The following is a 16450-nucleotide window of genomic DNA, read 5'->3' as shown; positions in this document are numbered from 1 at the left end:
CCTAATCGGAGAAATCCAGTTGCAGTAGGCTATTGTGGCGTTTGTGAGACTAGGAATAGGAGGGCGTTACGCCGCAGTGATCTTCTCAATTATCTTTGATTCGAGGGTAGATTTATTGGCCGAAATAAAGGTTTCACTGTTGTCGGAGTTGGTGACAACGACGCCTATTTGCGCTTCCCCTGATCCAGCCAAAAAAGTCACTATTTTTTGGTGACATTGATTCAGGGCTGATGACGAGCAGGCTCCGACGGCGACAATTTTTGAGTTAACTCCAAGTTTTAGATAGGGCAGGGCGGCTGGTAGAGAGCCTGCAAGGACTCCAATCGATGAATCTAATGCGACGTCCGTAATAAGAATATCGAGACCTCCGTGGGCTAGGACGGTCATTTCCACAGCTGATCCGATTTTGTCTTGGACAGAACTCTCATCCATCGCGATGACCGCGGCACCCGCCTTCGTCAGGCGTTCTTTGCATTGGTTGGCCATAAAAGCGTCAGAGAGCGCGATGAGCGCTATGCTCCCTTGAAGCGAGGGGGCGGACTTATCTGTCTTTAGTTTGGCTTGTTCCAGCTCCCAATACTCAACCTCAAACACGTCGCACTCCTTTAAGGGGACCCATCCTCCCAGCGATTCGCTGTTTTGAATGACGCGGGTGGTGTGACTGGCTATATCGCCAACAACGGCTGCGTTTTTTGGATTCAGTCCAAAAGAGATCAGACCGCGACCAGGCCAAATGCCCCATCTTGGAGTCGAATCGAGGCAGGTCAGTCCGTTTGAGGCATTTCGGCCAAAATATGACTTGTATTCGGATGCGTAAGTATCAATCGAATCGCCGGTATTCTCTGACAGGTAAACGGGAACACGTTTAGCGAAAATAGAATGGTCTGGGGTCAAGGGGCCTCGGGTGCCGATTTCGCCTGCGTTCTCTAGATTGGCGAATCCGATAGCCTCCGGACTTGAGTCGAGTTTGGCGACCACTGGAATCCCGCGGAGATCGGAGACGTTCTTCCTTAAGCGAGCTAGTTCTAAGGGATCGCAGGCCCCCTGGCCAATAGCCGGTTTCAAGGCTTTGGCTCGATCCAGGTAATCTTCAGCTTCGGTGACTAGCAGGATCATTCTCTCGTAGCTCTCTTTTGCGTTATCCGAAAAAGTGAAGATCCCGTGGTTCATCAGAACCATGCCTTCGTAATCCTCCCAACTGACGTCTTTAGTTTGCTCGTACACGAGTTTAGCCAACGCAAATCCCGGCATAACGTAAGGGATGACGATAACGCGATTTCCGAAGAGCTCCTGAACGCGCTCGAGTCCATTTTCGGTATTGGTCATAGCTAGAATTGCGTTGGCGTGGGTATGGTCAACGTAGTGAAAGGGAATAATCGCATGGAGAATAGCTTCGACGGAGGCGTTGGGCGCCTTCGAATCCAGCATTGCTTGGCGCTGTTGCTCTACCATGTCTGAGTCGGATAGCGTCCCCATTTGGGCTAGCTTATTGAGAACATCCATTCGCAAAGGGGCAAACCCAGCCTCCTCAATCGTAGCCAAGTCCCAACCGCTCCCTTTGACAAACAGAGTCTCTACCGATTTGCCGAAGAAATCATTCGCATTGATCTTCACCGAGGTGTTTCCACCTCCGTGGAGAACCAACTGGGGCTCCTGACCAAGGAGACGGGAAGTGTAAACGCGAAGGCGCCTGGGGTCGTTTTCGAAATCTTTTGCTAATTGATCGTTCCAGCGGTTTTCCATGATTGAGAGAGTCACTACTAGACTGTTTCAGATTCTCAAGCCTATCGACCAGTGATTGAAGGGCCCCGGTTTTCCCCAGTTGCGGACGCTCTGTAAAATCGAAGTTAGACCTCACTAATCTGTACGGATCGAATTTTGGTTCTAGACAGGGTGGGGGTTTTGTCTAACGTCCGCCATCCGATCGCGTACTCAGGTAGAACCCGAGGTTCGTAATAGGTCGGAATTAATAGCAAAATAAAACACACATGCCAAAAGGAACAATAAAGTGGTTTGATTCGGAAAAGGGCTACGGCTTCATTCAACAGAGTGAAGGTGGAGATGACCTATTCGTACATCACTCCGAAACTGATGGGTACGCCCTAAACGAAGGCGATTCCGTCGACTACGAGATCGGCGAAGGACGTAAAGGTCCTTGCGCTACGAATGTAAAGAAGAGCTAGCTGTCCGTTCTCGGACCACTTGATTCTGCAGTGTTAGCTAGCCTTAGGCTAGGTAGGGCTGCGATTTACTTTCAATAACCCAAAAGGGGGAGCCATGGCTCCCCCTTTTGCATTCCGAAGCTTCAAATATCTCGATTTGAGAAGAGATTCAGGCATTATTTTGATGAATAACGTTAGAGGATGCCAAATGCTGAAAATATCGGAGAGTATTGAGATCCCACTCTCAGAGATCGAAATCAAAGCAGTTCGATCCCAAGGATCGGGCGGTCAGCACGTAAACAAGGTTTCCACAGCGATCCACCTTTTCTTCAATATCAAGGCTTCAAGCCTTTCTTCCTTTATTAAGGAGAGGCTCTTATCGCTTCGAGATCATCGGATAACGGAAGAGGGAATCATCACAATAAAGTCTCAGGACTCGAGATCCCAGGGGGCTAACCGGGAAGAAGCAATGAATAGGTTGAAGCAACTCGTGCAGAGTGTGCGGGTTGTGCCAAAGAAGCGACGCCCAACCAAACCCTCTAGAAGATCCCAAGAGAAGCGTTTGAAACGCAAGATCCAGAGAGGTTGTACGAAATCGCTTCGGAGACGCCCCTCTAGAAGCGAATAGACCGCATCGACTTTGTGGTTTTAGGTTGTCCACGATTCAGTGATGCCAAAAAACGGGGTTAGATAAGGTTGGGGAGTAGCGTGATATTGAGAGCATTTTAATCAAAACGTCCGCAAAAAGTAAAAAACAAATGAAAAATAAGTAATCCACTCTATTCCCTTTTTACTAAAATTTTAGTAAAAGTAAGTAATGTTGTTTGGAAAAGAAAAAGAAAGACGCTCGGATTATAACCTTAACGACCTCTCGTTTAACTTGAACCAGAAGTCTCGCACGCCTATCAGACAATCTATCAATTTTTCTGAGGAGGCCTTAAAAAAGGCAGCGGTACGGAAGGTGTTGAGTGATCGTTCTGGGAAATGCACCTACACGACTCTTGGATTGTTGAATATCACACCCAAAGGTCATTTGATTGATACAAGGGTGTAGTCTAGTATCTACGGTGTCAGGAGATCGAAGAGGCTTAGTTCAGAGCAAAGCCGTTCGATCCCTTCCAGGAAAGGTAGTGGATTCGCTTTCCCAAGTTAGATGGAGGGTAAGAAGCCGCTTTTTTATTCGTGCTAGTGTTAGTCGGAAACACGTGGATTCTATTGGTTCGTGTCGATTGGCTAGCACTCACGTTAGCAGGGGGACTTTTGAGTTGCTCCCATCGTTTGGTGCAGACTTGATTAGGATTCAATAGGTTGCAAAGCCTGAAGATATGCCCCTAATTATGGAATCGCCACTGTAATGAATAAATATCTCTCTTCGACAAACCGCAGGTCTTTCATTAAGGAAATCTCAATCGCTGGTACAGTGCTGGCGGCGAGTCCCGCAATCTTAGCTCAAGCGAGTGATAAAAAATACAAGACTGCTTTAATTGGATCCGGTTGGTGGGGTAATAACATTCTGGGAGAAGCGATGGCGTGTGGCGAGTGCAAGATCGTTGCCCTCTGTGATGTGGATACTCGCTATTTGGATACAACCTACGATCGTGTCGTGAAGGACGCGGGTGATAAGCCTAAGAAGTACCGTGATTATCGAGAGTTATTCGCCAAAGAAGAAGTAGATATCGCAATCGTGGCGACACCTGACCATTGGCATCCGCTCATAACGATCGAGGCGGTCAATTCGGGGGCTCATGTATATGTCGAAAAACCGATTGGCCACACCATTGAGGAAGGGCGTGCGATGGTAAACGCGTCACGAGCGGCTGATAGAGTGGTGCAAGTAGGAACCCATCGGCGAATTTCCCCTCACAATGTTTCTGGCTATGACTTCATCCGATCAGGCAAGGCAGGTAAAATCGGGATGGTACGGTCTTTCGTGCATTACGGCGGAGGACCAGAGGAACCGGTAGCCAATCTAGAGGCGCCCAAGGAATTAGATTGGGATATGTGGTGCGGACCTGCTCCCTATCGCCATTATTGCGAGGCTTTGCCTGGAACCGGGGGTCGACCGATCCATCCGAAGGGTTTTCGTAACTATCTCGACTACGCCAATGGCACCTTGGGCGATTGGGGAGTGCATTGGCTTGACCAGATTATCTGGATAATGGGAGAGCAGTATCCACGAAAAGTGTTTTCAACCGGTGGTCGCGAGATTGCCGGACCAGCCATTTACAATGACAAGGAACAAACGACTGACGCCCCGGACCATCAAGTGGCGACGTACGAGTTCGAGAACTTCACGGCGACTTGGGAACACAGGAGGTTTGCGGCTAATAATGCTGAAAAGGGTGAGAATGTGGGATGCTACTTTTACGGGACTGAAGGGACTTTTCACATGGGCTGGCGGAATGGGTGGACGTTTTATCCGAAGAATTCGAAGCAAGCGGTTGTGCATCAAGATTCCCAGTTGCACGATCCAAACTCACAGAATATTAAGGAACTCTGGCTGGATCTGCTACATTGCATCAAGACGGGAGAAAAGCCGGTCTGCGATATTGAGGAGATACACTACTCTACCAATTTGAGTCTGCTAGGTATGCTTTCACTCAAGCTAGGGCGCAGTGTCGAATGGGATGGGGAAAAAGAGCGAATCGTCAAAGACGCGAACGCGAATAAACTGCTGCGCCGGGATTATCGCGGTGATTGGAAGTATCCGAAGGTTTAGTACTAAAATTGAGGGATGATCACCGCTCGCTACTTCTCGATGGGTTTGATCACTTTTTGTTCCGAAGGCTGTTGTGAGGGTCTTGCCGTGTTATATAATATGCAAAAGGTTTTGATAAAATGGCGGGAATCGAGAGGGGCTTGGGCAAGGCGGCTTGTTCCCAAGCGTACTGTTCGCACGGAGCGCCGCCTAGGCCAATCTCGAACCCGTCCGAGAATGCGGCTGTAGTGGGAGTTAGCGGCGTTGGAGCATCGCATACGACACCCATGTCGCAAGCAATACGCCGCCTTGCACTGCTCCCGCTACAACCAGCACCATTTACTCAAACCTTTTTGCATGTGGTATTAAGATAGATGGGATCAACTCGATCCAGAGGTGACATTGCAGCTAGACAACGATTTCTTTGTGAACGCGATTTTTAGCGAGAAGTCCTTGCAGCCAATCCCCTGGCAAGGAATTTAACGCCCCTAGTATCGATCCGACGACGGCCCCGCGATGACAGTTGTCGCCACCGCACAATGCGTTGGCAATGATTCCAGATTTAAAGTCGGACTGGTACTTCCAGGCGAGGTAGAGCGAAGCGGAAAATGAGTCGGGCAAGTAGCAGGCGGGGGTAAGTTGGCGACCAACGATCATACGATCTTTTTGCTTGCTCCAAGTTTGGAACTGGAGGGGATTTCCCCAGGCTTTGCCATGAACTTCAAGCGAATGGTCAAGGGCCTTGCCGGCAGCGATCTCGATGAGGATTCGGGCGAGCGCCTCGGAAGCATCTAGCGTAAAGCTGTTTTTGTGCGTAAGGGCGACATGCCCACGAACGATGCGAATCCAGCTCTCAGTATCCGTATTACCAATACTAACAAATCCTGCTAGAAGGGCGGGCACGGTGGCGATTCCGCCAATGTGCAGGTCGTCGATACCGCAATCTTTCAGGGCGGTGCCTTTTGACCAGCGGTCGAAGAAAGCGCGGTGGTACTCTTCCACATAGGTGTCCTGAGACCATTGAGGGTCTGACATAAGTTGGGTGTAGGTATCGAGCCATTCCTCTGGCTGGTATTTCCCACGATCCAAAATGAGGCGGTAGAGTTCAATGGCCAATCGATAGTTGAGCGTATTGCCTCCGGCAGGAAGAAACTGGTGATAGTGTACCCCTCGCTTCCCCCAGTACCGAGCCTGGTCGTGCAGTATGTCAGCTTTCCTGTTTCCCGGATTATACTTAGATCGCCAGAGAATACTGTCTGGATGCGGGTTCTTGGGAGCCGTATAAATTGAGAACTCAGGATAGTCTCGATCGAGTGCTTGAGTATCGTAGTACCAGTGCACTGGCATGGCAGCGGCGTCGGCAATGAGGGATCCCAGAAAAGCGTTTTGTAGCGTAGTACTCATGGTTATTGATACGGACCCTCTGGGCCCTCGATAATGGGTTCTAATTTATTCGCACGGACCGATGTTGTTTGAGGAATACTCTGGGGAAACCGTCCTAATGCCAGATTGATTGCGCACTACCGCGCGAATGTCCGCCACCGCCACTTCATCAAATATTTTCGCCGGCGGTATAAGCCTATTGCATAAAAAACTCGCTCGGAACGAATCCGAACGAGTTTTTAGATAGAAAAGTGTCTTGCCAGTTATCTTTCAAAACCGTTTCCGCTCTTTTAGAACTTAGGCATATTCTTCTTTGCTTCTTCTTCATCGCTTCCGCGTCAGAAGCCGCTTTCTCTTTGCTGGTCTCTCTGTTGCAAGCTGCGATTAAGAAAACAGCAAAAAGTGTAATGAATGCTATTGAGAGTGTCCTTTAAATGGGTGGTTTGTGGTTATGGACTAATGGAGAAGCTGAAATCGATCCTTGTTGATTTTGACGACCAACTGTTGGTCATTAGCTCCCAAGTTTCAGGTAAGTCAATCTGGATTCTTCATGGGGCCGAAATCCCGCTAAACCCAAAAAAGTGCTTGCTCCTTAATCGAGACTTTCCACTGGCCAGTTAAGGGAAGGGGATCGAGCGGATTGGAGAATCGATTCCATTTCAGTAACTACTTGGGGATGTCTTGATGCAATGTCCCGTTTTTCTGAAATATCCGTTTCGAGGTTATAAAGTTCTATCGGTTTGCCAATGGAAGTGCGAATGGCTTTCCAGTTTCCTTTGCGAACCGCTTGTTGGAATCCCCCTTCAAAGAACTCCCAGTACATGTAGCGACTGCTGAGGTCCTGGGGTTTGCCAAGCAGGGTCGGGGCGATACTGATACCATCAAGGTTAGGAGTGGAGGCTGCGTTTCCCAGTTCAGCAAGAGTGGGAAGGACGTCAGCGAAGTACCATGGGACGTCACTGGTTCTATTGGCGGAAACCACCCCGGGCCAGCGGACGATCATCGGGGTGCGGAGGCCTCCCTCGTACATGTCCCGTTTGCGACCACGGAGGGCTCCGGAACTATCGAAACGCTTTTCCCAACGTTCTGCTGCCCCGTTGTCTGAACAAAAGAACACGATTGTTTGTTCGTCAATATCTAGATCTTTCAGTCTCTGGAAAAGCTTTCCGACATCTCGATCCAGTCGGGTAATCATGGCTGCGTGCACTTTTTCGTCATCAGTCCAGTTTTCCTGGGAGTAGGGTGCAGTATCCGGAATTTCGTAACGCGAATGAGGGACAGTGTAGGGAAGGTATAGGAAAAAGCGCTCCTTCTCGTGGCGATCTAGGAAGTCGAGGGCAAAATCTGTAAACAGGTCGTGAGTATAGGTACCCTCGTTTCCATTACGGTTTTCTGGCAGTTCAAATTTCTCTTTGTTCTTCCAGATGAAATCCGGGTAGTACGAATGGGCACGTCGTTGATTAAGATAGCCAAACCATTCATCGAATCCTTGATCATTAGGGTGCCCATTGGTTTTGGGCTCACCTAGTCCCCACTTACCGCTGATTCCTGTTTTGTAACCTGCAGTTTTAAGGACTTCGGCGACGGTGACATCATCCTTCTCCAAGGGGACTCTGCCATTTCCACCGGCGAGTCCAGTCACTCCATATTTGCCAAAATTACCTCGAACCGTTGTGTGCCCCGTATGTAGTCCTGTCATCAAGACGGAACGGGAAGGAGCGCAAACAGTCGATCCGGCATAGCAGTCGGTGAATCGAGTACCCTCCTTAGCCATCTGGTCGATGTTGGGAGTCTGGATTGTCGTTTGTCCGTAGCACCTTAGGTCCCCATAACCCATATCGTCGGCCATGATGAATATAATGTTTGGAGGTGCTGATTCGGAATTGTCGGTGCAGGAGGTAGTTGTGATCAACACTGCTGTTGCAACGATAATGGCAAAAATGTTATTCATTCGAGGTGTCTGGCAGGGTTCGCTTTTTGTATTAAGTTTCATGCGAGAGAAAATCCATGAGCCTACGGTGGGTCAAGAGAAGTTGTATTGGAACCGATGTACTGGAGATACCGTTTACTACCAATTTTTTGATTAAGGAGTCGGCGAATGAGTTTTTGTGCTTCAGACGCAAATAGGAGTACGAAAGCTAGAAGCAGGAACTCAAGCCATCGCCTTGGGAGCGACTTTTGGAACTCACATTGGAAATGGCGTACCGCTCAACATTAATCGGCATGACAATATCATTCAACGCCTATTGGCTCGAGATGAACTGATTGCCTGCTTTATTCCGGACGGAATCCACTTACCTCCCTTTGTGCTTAAAAATTTCTATCGAGCCAAACCCAAGGGGAAGGTGTATTTCACGACCGATTGCATGTCCGCTGCGGGCGCTCCTCCAGGATTCTATCACATCGGACCGCATCAGGTCGAGGTGGGCTCAGATGGTGTAGTGCAACTGCCGGGTGAAAAACAGTTTGCGGGGTCTTCGCTTACCTTGGACCGGGGAGTCGAGAACGTCTCTGAATGGCTGGGGCTGACGCTGTCGAAAGCGACAGAGATGTGCGCCTCGCTTCCTGCCGGACATTTCGGGGTCGAGTTGTGATCATATCGATGGACTTCAGAGAAGGGTATCGGGCGATTTCCGAGCGCCCACAACCAATCTCGAAATAATTGTGTGCGAACGAAGATCGCCCGATACCATTGGGAAGTGTAGAAGCACTACTATTACTTCTTCCGTTTACCTCGTGTTTTTTCTTTCAGGGCAACAAGCTCGATCTCAAAAATAAGAACGGTATATATGGGAATCACCCCGTTTCCCTTGGAGCCGTAGGCAAGATTGCTGGGGATATAGAAACGGTATTTGTCACCCGGCGACATGAGCTTGATGCCTTCAACCCATCCGGGTATGACATCCCATAATCGAATATCCATCGTCTGACCCCGCATAAGCGAGCTATCGAAGACGGTACCATCAGTCAGCGTTCCATGGTAGTGTATTTCAATGACATCCCTTGGGCGGGGAAGTTGGTCCGAGTCACCTTTTGCTAGAATTTCGTACTGGAGCCCGGACCGGGTGGTGGTGATACCTTCTCGAGATTTGTTTTTTTCAAGAAACGCTTTTTCTGCTGCACGTGCCTGGCGAATTTCTGATTTCGAAGCGGCGTTTGTACGGGAGAGACCGCCTGAAATAAGGCATAAGGCGAGAATTGAGAGAATAAAGAATGGTCGCATTGGGATAACTCGTGGGAGTCATAAGAAACTGTGTAAGAATATAGTGAAAAGAAGCAAGACTCAGCTGGGATCACGGCATATTTACCAATCTGCACTTGGCACGGAAACGTAGACTGATGTATGCAGTGTTTAGATGACGGCTGTTAACAAAGGCCCACTTTGCACTTACCTGGTTTTTGCCTTAGTCTTTGCCGGAAATCTGTTCGCCGGTTTCTACGACGAGGTGAAGCTTAGGGCAGAGCAGGGGGATCCAGAGGCGCAAGACATACTGAGTTATATGTACCAGTCTGGAAAAGGGGTTCCAAGAGACTTGGAGAGAGCTAGAAGATGGTCGGCTTTGGCTCAGCAGGGAGGAGCCAGAGGGATTCGATTGAGTCCTAAAAGACCTCAAAGTGGGCTGATGGGCCATACGGTTCACTCCAGTCCTCGTCGGCCCAATGTGAATACATCTTCTTTCCAAAGCGTTCGAGCACTTCCCCGTCGGCCGGGAAGTTTTGCCTACGCGCCAGAATTACGAGCGAGTCCGCGTCGTCCATCTCCGAGATTTTCGGACACATGGTCGCACACGAATCTTCGGGAATCCGAATTAGAGCGAATAGAACGTGGCATTCGAAGTTATCGACGAGGAAAAAAATGGCATCACCGGCTCGCTCAAGGTGGAAAATTGCTAGTCAGTCCGGTAACCTTCACTGTCAAACAGTCAAAACGAGTGTTTTCGAAGGCGGTCCGCAAGGCCGCTTTCGGAAGTGTTGTGCTGTATTAAGCCACGTGGACAACTTTGATCCAGATTCAAAAGCCTAGTTTACAAGCTCTACGCGTGCACCGCTTAACATTGTCGATTTGACAGGTAGGACCGGGACTGGATAATGATCAATAATCATAATTTTTACCATGAAGAAAAAAGACCCTAAAACTTCTAGTTCCATGTCTCGTCGGCATTTCGGCAAGTTGTCGGCTACTGCAATCGCTGGCAGCGCCTTTAGCTTTCACATCCTACCGAGTCACGCTCGGGGGAATCTGACCAAGCCAACGGTAGTTGGAATCGGAACCGGAGGGAAGGGAAGAGTCGACATCACTCATTGCGATGAAGCGGGATTTCACGTGGTCGGGCTCGTTGATACCGCTGACGCGAAAAGGATGTCGTCAACGGAAAGGGATGTGAAGCGGCTGAAGTCGGTCATTGAAACACGCGAACAATACCCCGATGCGGCTTTTTTCACTGACTATCGGGAGATGTATGAAAAACTTGGCGACAAAGTTGATGCGGTCATCGTATCGACACCGGACCATCATCACTTTCACGCCTCCGCCATGGGCATGCAGCGAGGTAAGCATGTTTATTGTCAGAAGCCTCTGACCCATGGGATATGGGAAGCTCGCGTGCTGACGGAGCTCGCTAAAAAGCACGGTGTGAAAACGCAAATGGGCAACCAGGCCCATGCCAACGACCATATGCGCCGTTGCGTCGAGTTGATTCGCGCGGGTGTCATTGGTCCGGTGAGGGAAGCTCACACTTGGACCAATCGACCCATTTGGCCTCAAGGATTCGCCAAGCCACCTGCGAAGGAAAACATGCCTTCATGGCTAGACTGGGAGCAGTGGATTGGACCCGCTCCAGAAGTGGGCTACAATGCGAACATCGCGCCCTTCGCTTGGCGCGGTTGGTGGGACTACGGTACGGGGGCGCTGGGCGACATGGCCTGTCATATTATGGATATGGCTTATTGGGCCGTGGACCCAGGAGTGCCTGCCACGGTCAAGGCTGAGCAGCAGGGGGCCACCGAGGTTTCGCCACCGATTAACTCCAAGGTGCTATGGGAGTTTGCCGCTAACCAATACACGTCGAAAAAGGGATTTAAGTATTTTTGGTACGATGGTTACCTCGACGCTGAATTCGATCGTGACACTTGGGCACTTATCAAGCACAGCGACGAGTTTAATCACCCGAATACAAAGCTACTCGATGGATTACCGTTCCAGCAGTTCGGCAGCATTGTCATTGGCGAAGAGGGCAAGTTGATATTCAATCGACGGCATGGTAATTGGTTCCTCCATTCTCGGGCGGGAGTCGATGGGTTTGAATGGCCGGATCAGACGATTGCTCGCGCCAAGGATCAGGATCCCTACAAGGAATGGTTTGATGCGATTACGGGAAAAATTGACCAGGCGGAGTCGCATTTCGGGCAGTCGGGACCGTTCGCGGAAACCGTTCTCCTCGGTGTGATAGCTCAGCAGAATCCAGATGAGGAACTCGAATGGGATGCCAAGGAAATGGAAATTGTCGGCCGGCCAGACCTAAAGAAACTCGTCCAGCGCGATTACCGAAAAGGATGGAAATTCAAGGGCTAGATTGACAGTTGATGGCCTGTCACCATTGGGTAGGTCTAGCTAACGGGCGATCTCTTATTCCCTCTATGGTGACGGCGGCGGAAGCCGAGGGTTCAGGCTATGGATCGCTTCTACAGGCGCTAGAAGATCGTCCCTTTTGATCCATTATCAGAGGGCATGAAGCAGAATCAAGTCGCATTATGAGTAAGGGCCAAACAGATGGCGACTCATCGCTGTCGAAGCGACGGAGAGAACGTGCTACAAAGTCGAATCGTCGCTCCGGGATTTTACTCGGTTCATTAGTTGCGCTTGCCGTTGCAGGGGCCGCTTGGTATGGTACGCAGGTGGCTGAGCCTGCTAGGGACAAAGAAGCGTATGAGGAAGAGACGAGTCGCCTTTTTGCTGAAAAGAAATCAAAGTCGAATCGACTCTCAAAGAATTCATCGGAGGAAGTGCTGAATGGATTTGAGATCGAGATTCGGGAGTTGTCTGAACGCGACGGGGTGAAGGCGAAAAGGGTAGATCCTCTGATTGGTGATGCTATTTCTTGGCAAAGGTGCTCGCCACGAAATCAACCATTTCCGGAACCATGTTATCGCCCCATCCTGAGGAAAGAGCTAGGCTCATGGCTTGCTTGGTTGCGGGCGACATAAAGCTGGGGGCACCCAGATCGTCCGCCATGTTGCTGTAGTAGCCAACATCTTTTCGGGCGTTGGCAATGGAGAAGGCGAGCATGTCTTTGGTCCCGTCAACCGCGTTCGCTTTGATGAAATCCATCATTCCCGAGTGGAGGGGACCGGAAGCCATTACGTTGTACAAGGTTTCCCTATTCAATCCGGCGAGGTCGGCCATGGCGAACGCTTCGGACAGGGCGCAAACCGTAGTCATGGCGAAGAAATTGTTGATCAGCTTCAGAGTGTGACCCACGGAAATAGTTCCTACGTGAAAGACGTTCTCGCCCAGGTCCTCAAAGACCGGTTTTGCCCGATTAAAATCCTCTTCGCTTCCGGCCGACATAATGTTGAGTAGGCCATCAGTCGCGTGGGCGGGAGTGCGGCCGAGTGGAGCGTCCATCATGCTGGAGCCTTTCACTTTTAGCGCGGCTTCCAGCTTTAAAGTGGATTGAGGGATGGAAGTACCGAAATCGATGACCAGCGAGCCGGGTCGAATATTTTCGATTACTCCCTCTGGACCGTACATATTGGCCTCGACCGATGCGGATGTATCCACGCAGACCATTACAATTTGGTTAGCCCGAGCCAGTTCTCCCGGGGACTTCGCTTCTACTGCGCCTCGGGTTACGGCGGCTTCAACGGCCTCACGCTTTTTGTGGGCGATTACGGTCATCGGGTATCCGAGATACTGAAGTCGCTCAACCATGGCCGAGCCCATAAGGCCGAGGCCGATAAATCCGATAGTGGGTTTTTCTGTATTCGTCATATATACTGTTTTTAAGGGTTTTTCTGGCTAGTTAATCGCTTCGCCTATGTAATTTTTGCGGTTTGTGATACAAGTCGCAACCATGCAGTTAGACTGGAGGAATGGAAAAGAAAAGTCTAGTAGCCGTTTTCACAATTTGGACCGTATTATCGATCGCATCAACTTTCTGTTACTGGCAAAGTGGTAAACGCGTTGTCTTTCTAGGAAATAGCGTTTGGGATTTTAGGGAGGCGTTCATCAGCCGTTTCTCGGTTTTTGTGAAACGGTCGGTCTCGACTTCCAGGCGGTAAGTAAAATGCGTAGACACGAAAACGGGCACGGTGTTGAGTTCCTCGACTTCGGGCGGATTCCTTTGAGCCTTCCTGAGGTAGCCGGAGATGAGCGAATTCTCTCACTTATCCGATCGGGCGGCTATGACTATGTGATTGTCGAGGCGAGATGTTCGGGATACTTGTTGCCGGAACCGGTGGATATACCGGAAGATCGAGGGAGCAGCATTCCTTTCGAGAAAAACTTGCAAGCTCTGGGTACGATTCATCGAACCATTGTCGATTCAGGCGCCCAGACCGTACTCTACATGCATCCAGAGTTGCATACTCTGGAAAGGTACCGTCTGCCTGTCGATCAGATATACGAACGACTTCACTCGGGTTTGGAGGAGATGAAGATTGGCGGAAAGCGTTACAGAGTGATTCTCGTTCCGGCAAGATTTCTTTGGGGAGATGCCGTCAAAAAATATGGCGTGGAAGGATGGTACGCGAATCCAGGGCGTGGCAATGCGCTTGCCCGGTTCGTCAGTGGTTGTATGTTGTATACCTACCTTACGGCAAAGGATCCAAGAGAGAACCGTTTTGTGGGCTTGCCTTTAGACTGGGATCAGGTGGAGAGTTCCACTGTTGTCCAGGTTCCCCGGGAAGACGCCGATTGGATAAAGAGCCAAGTTTGGCTGTACTATTCAACTGGAAGAAATTGAGCTTGGGATTTGCAGAGCCCTTCATGTTTGACTGATGCCGATTTCCAATTTCCCAGCTAGGGTCACTATGCCGGTCGTTGATGAGCCGTTTCCATCGATATTGGAATTCCTAGTAGAGAGGTTTCCCCGTATCCATAAAGACACTTGGGATGAGCGCATACGTTCGGGTAAGGTGCTTGACGAGGATGGTTGTCCCGTGGCCTTCGATACTGCCTACGCGCCACGAAGGAAACTGTTCTATTTTCGTGAAGTAGAAAAAGAGATACCGATTCCTTTTCAGGAGGAAGTCATTTACCGAGATCAAAATTTGCTGGTTGTAGACAAGCCACACTTTTTGCCGACTACGCAAGGAGGGCGATTCGTAAATGAAAGTCTGATACATCGGCTAAGGGAGAAAACGGGAATTCTCGAAATTGCCCCGATCCACCGGATCGATCGAGAAACGGCAGGACTGGTGATGTTTTCTCTCAACCCAGAGGCTCGTGCGGCCTATCAATTGATGTTTGAAAGGCGACAGGTTTCCAAAGTCTATCATGCCATTTCTCCCACTGTGCCTAACGAGGCTCGAAAAGAGTGGCAGTTAGATAACCGACTGGAGGGGGGTGAGCCCCCATTTCGAATACGCGAAGGCAAAGGGGTTCCGAATGCTTCAACGAGAATTGTTCCAGTCGAATCTAAATTCGGACGAACCTACTTTCACCTGTTCCCCCATACCGGAAAGAGGCACCAATTACGTTGTCATATGGCTTCGCTTGGCTTCCAGATTGAGAATGACAAGTACTATCCGGACCTTCAAGACGAGGTGCCCGATAATTATGAAAAACCTCTGCAGCTTTTAGCGATTGAGCTCGAGTTCACCGACCCCTTAGCGGGTGATTTGAGGCATTTTAGTTCTCAAAGAAAATTGAAATGGTGAAAAATGAGGGGTTTCGCTATGGCGGGCATTCACAAGTTTTGTGATTTGACCTGAATTTTCGTTGAGCGTAGATTTGGGATTCTGGAGGAGAAATATGATGAGGCGTTCTATAATAGTTAGTTTGATTGCGGTGGGTTGTTTAGTTTTTTCGGGATGTGAGACGACAAATTCGGGGACGACGCAAGTCACGGGAAAGACTCGCTCTGCTTTGACGGAGTGGGATGTCGATATCTACCAGAATCCAGCCGGACTGCTGTCATGGGTTCCCGATATGGATATACCCGTGAAGTTCGAAGAAATCGCCAAACTGGAATCGAGCGGTACGACGGCCAGCAACAGCCCGTCAGCAATTGACGACAAAACGGTGCAGATCGTAACGGATCTGAAGAAGAGAGCGGCCCGAATGGGTGCTAACGGAATCGTTCTCCGAGAAGTAAATGTGGCCGAGGATGTTATCGAACGTCAATCAAGCGGTTATGAAAATGTGCGATTTCCAGACGGTTCCATTCGGCAGGTCGAGGCCCCGGTGAGAATTAGCTACCAGCGCGTTTACAAGGTTACGATCAAGGCAGACTCAGTCTTTCTTGACTGGAATACGGTTTGGACGGGCGAATCCACTAATTCAAACTAGGTTCGGTAGAAAGGGCGGTATTCAACAAAGCTTACCCTAGGCAAGTTTCGAGGTATTGTAAAGAGTGCCCACCCCATAGATACCGCGATGGGTGCTCGGAGATTGCCCGCTACCAAAGGCAGCAAGGACAAGCTTCATGGTATTTACTCAAAGGGAAAAATGGGTACATAATGACCTTAATTGACGGATGCTCGGCGATTGCGTGTTCCTGGACGAGTTTTTCGGTCAACTCAGTCCCAAAGCCGGGTTTGTCTGAGGGCAGATAGTATCCCTTTTCAAAGGTTGTCCATTCCTGACTGATGATACAATTAGTGCTGCAACCCTTGTATCTCTCGATGTAGGGGTTTACACAGTACAGGTTAGCTCGGCCGATGTAGGAACGGGCGAGGTGTTAGTGGAGGTGGCTGAGATAGCGGAGTAACAGGAAAAGCGTCGTGGACATCAAAGGCAGTTTCATTCTCAGCAATGATACGCTTGGCTGTAATGCTGTAGAATGGACAGTCTTCGACGGCCTCTGTAGAGCCCTTTGAACGGTAGGTCATCATACCCATTCGTGTGTTTAATATTAAGCTCCAAGGTTCAATTTCGATTGTAACCAAAATCTCTAGTATGGAGTACGCACTTCCAAAAGCTCTCTCTGTTCAGAACTGTCTCATCATCCGTACTTGATTTGAAAATTTCCAGAATGGTTAACGA

The 16450-nt window shown here is 49.6% G+C and carries 14 protein-coding genes; 9 read left to right on the top strand and 5 right to left on the bottom strand.

Features of this window, described 5'->3' with window-relative positions:
* Positions 1 to 66: 66 nt before the first annotated feature.
* Entirely contained in the window at positions 67 to 1743 is a 1677-nt protein-coding gene (locus GA004_RS12970) for a class II aldolase/adducin family protein (protein WP_283394297.1), read from the bottom strand.
* Positions 1744 to 1988: 245 nt separating this feature from the next.
* Between GA004_RS12970 and GA004_RS12965 the strand changes: the two genes are divergently transcribed.
* The 3 genes from GA004_RS12965 to GA004_RS12955 all read left to right on the top strand — a co-directional run bounded on the left by GA004_RS12965 (position 1989) and on the right by GA004_RS12955 (position 4881).
* Positions 1989 to 2183: a cold-shock protein gene (locus GA004_RS12965; RefSeq protein WP_283394296.1), complete on the top strand. Its 195-nt coding sequence runs from the start codon at positions 1989 to 1991 to the stop codon at positions 2181 to 2183.
* 187 nt (positions 2184 to 2370) lie between these two features.
* Positions 2371 to 2790 carry an alternative ribosome rescue aminoacyl-tRNA hydrolase ArfB gene (arfB, locus tag GA004_RS12960; RefSeq protein ID WP_343218859.1) on the top strand — a complete coding sequence of 140 codons (420 nt, stop codon included), beginning with the start codon at positions 2371 to 2373 and terminating at the stop codon, positions 2788 to 2790.
* A 726-nt stretch (positions 2791 to 3516) separates the two neighbouring features.
* On the top strand, positions 3517 to 4881 hold the full coding sequence (locus GA004_RS12955) for a Gfo/Idh/MocA family protein (protein ID WP_283394294.1): 1365 nt from the start codon (positions 3517 to 3519) through the stop codon (positions 4879 to 4881).
* A 387-nt stretch (positions 4882 to 5268) separates the two neighbouring features.
* On the opposite strand, the gene GA004_RS12950 is transcribed toward GA004_RS12955, so the two are convergent.
* Together GA004_RS12950 and GA004_RS12945 are read right to left on the bottom strand one after the other, a co-directional pair.
* Positions 5269 to 6264 carry an ADP-ribosylglycohydrolase family protein gene (locus GA004_RS12950; RefSeq protein ID WP_283394293.1) on the bottom strand — a complete coding sequence of 332 codons (996 nt, stop codon included), beginning with the start codon at positions 6262 to 6264 and terminating at the stop codon, positions 5269 to 5271.
* A 571-nt stretch (positions 6265 to 6835) separates the two neighbouring features.
* Positions 6836 to 8236 carry an arylsulfatase gene (locus GA004_RS12945; protein WP_283394292.1) on the bottom strand — a complete coding sequence of 467 codons (1401 nt, stop codon included), beginning with the start codon at positions 8234 to 8236 and terminating at the stop codon, positions 6836 to 6838.
* Between the two features lie 115 nt (positions 8237 to 8351).
* Here GA004_RS12945 and GA004_RS12940 point away from each other — a divergent pair, with 115 nt between their 5' ends.
* Positions 8352 to 8837 carry a hypothetical protein gene (locus GA004_RS12940; RefSeq protein WP_283394291.1) on the top strand — a complete coding sequence of 162 codons (486 nt, stop codon included), beginning with the start codon at positions 8352 to 8354 and terminating at the stop codon, positions 8835 to 8837.
* Between the two features lie 122 nt (positions 8838 to 8959).
* On the opposite strand, the gene GA004_RS12935 is transcribed toward GA004_RS12940, so the two are convergent.
* A complete protein-coding gene (locus tag GA004_RS12935; RefSeq protein WP_283394290.1) occupies positions 8960 to 9466 on the bottom strand; it encodes an FKBP-type peptidyl-prolyl cis-trans isomerase in 507 nt (168 codons plus the stop codon).
* Positions 9467 to 9599: 133 nt separating this feature from the next.
* On the opposite strand from GA004_RS12935, the gene GA004_RS12930 reads away from it, so the two are divergent.
* Both GA004_RS12930 and GA004_RS12925 read left to right on the top strand, forming a co-directional pair.
* Positions 9600 to 10229, top strand: a complete 630-nt coding sequence (locus GA004_RS12930) for a tetratricopeptide repeat protein (protein ID WP_283394289.1) — start codon at positions 9600 to 9602, stop codon at positions 10227 to 10229.
* Between the two features lie 161 nt (positions 10230 to 10390).
* On the top strand, positions 10391 to 11815 hold the full coding sequence (locus GA004_RS12925; protein ID WP_283394288.1) for a Gfo/Idh/MocA family protein: 1425 nt from the start codon (positions 10391 to 10393) through the stop codon (positions 11813 to 11815).
* Between the two features lie 519 nt (positions 11816 to 12334).
* On the opposite strand, the gene GA004_RS12920 is transcribed toward GA004_RS12925, so the two are convergent.
* Positions 12335 to 13234, bottom strand: coding sequence for an NAD(P)-dependent oxidoreductase (locus tag GA004_RS12920; protein WP_283394287.1), 900 nt, complete (start codon positions 13232 to 13234; stop codon positions 12335 to 12337).
* A 295-nt stretch (positions 13235 to 13529) separates the two neighbouring features.
* Here GA004_RS12920 and GA004_RS12915 point away from each other — a divergent pair, with 295 nt between their 5' ends.
* The 3 genes from GA004_RS12915 (at position 13530) to GA004_RS12905 (ending at position 15754) form a co-directional block, all read left to right on the top strand.
* Positions 13530 to 14207: a hypothetical protein gene (locus GA004_RS12915; protein WP_283394286.1), complete on the top strand. Its 678-nt coding sequence runs from the start codon at positions 13530 to 13532 to the stop codon at positions 14205 to 14207.
* 67 nt (positions 14208 to 14274) lie between these two features.
* Positions 14275 to 15123 (top strand): pseudouridine synthase, encoded by an 849-nt coding sequence (locus GA004_RS12910; RefSeq protein WP_283394285.1) that lies wholly within the window; start codon positions 14275 to 14277, stop codon positions 15121 to 15123.
* A 97-nt stretch (positions 15124 to 15220) separates the two neighbouring features.
* Positions 15221 to 15754 (top strand): hypothetical protein, encoded by a 534-nt coding sequence (locus GA004_RS12905; RefSeq protein WP_283394284.1) that lies wholly within the window; start codon positions 15221 to 15223, stop codon positions 15752 to 15754.
* The last annotated feature ends 696 nt before the right edge of the window (positions 15755 to 16450 follow it).

This window comes from Candidatus Pelagisphaera phototrophica, assembly GCF_014529625.1.
In the GTDB taxonomy this organism is placed as follows: Bacteria; Verrucomicrobiota; Verrucomicrobiia; order Opitutales; family Opitutaceae; genus Pelagisphaera; species Pelagisphaera phototrophica.
Note: the sequence above shows the minus strand (reverse complement) of the source record. Positions and strands in the feature narration are given on the sequence as shown.

Coding starts and splice junctions, on each gene's coding strand:
- GA004_RS12970 (WP_283394297.1), bottom strand. CDS start 1,743: ATGGAAAACCGCTGGAACGATCAATTAGCAAAAGATTTCGAAAACGAC.
- GA004_RS12965 (WP_283394296.1), top strand. CDS start 1,989: ATGCCAAAAGGAACAATAAAGTGGTTTGATTCGGAAAAGGGCTACGGC.
- arfB (WP_343218859.1), top strand. CDS start 2,371: ATGCTGAAAATATCGGAGAGTATTGAGATCCCACTCTCAGAGATCGAA.
- GA004_RS12955 (WP_283394294.1), top strand. CDS start 3,517: ATGAATAAATATCTCTCTTCGACAAACCGCAGGTCTTTCATTAAGGAA.
- GA004_RS12950 (WP_283394293.1), bottom strand. CDS start 6,264: ATGAGTACTACGCTACAAAACGCTTTTCTGGGATCCCTCATTGCCGAC.
- GA004_RS12945 (WP_283394292.1), bottom strand. CDS start 8,236: ATGAAACTTAATACAAAAAGCGAACCCTGCCAGACACCTCGAATGAAT.
- GA004_RS12935 (WP_283394290.1), bottom strand. CDS start 9,466: ATGCGACCATTCTTTATTCTCTCAATTCTCGCCTTATGCCTTATTTCA.
- GA004_RS12930 (WP_283394289.1), top strand. CDS start 9,600: ATGACGGCTGTTAACAAAGGCCCACTTTGCACTTACCTGGTTTTTGCC.
- GA004_RS12925 (WP_283394288.1), top strand. CDS start 10,391: ATGTCTCGTCGGCATTTCGGCAAGTTGTCGGCTACTGCAATCGCTGGC.
- GA004_RS12920 (WP_283394287.1), bottom strand. CDS start 13,234: ATGACGAATACAGAAAAACCCACTATCGGATTTATCGGCCTCGGCCTT.
- GA004_RS12915 (WP_283394286.1), top strand. CDS start 13,530: ATGCGTAGACACGAAAACGGGCACGGTGTTGAGTTCCTCGACTTCGGG.
- GA004_RS12910 (WP_283394285.1), top strand. CDS start 14,275: ATGCCGGTCGTTGATGAGCCGTTTCCATCGATATTGGAATTCCTAGTA.
- GA004_RS12905 (WP_283394284.1), top strand. CDS start 15,221: ATGAGGCGTTCTATAATAGTTAGTTTGATTGCGGTGGGTTGTTTAGTT.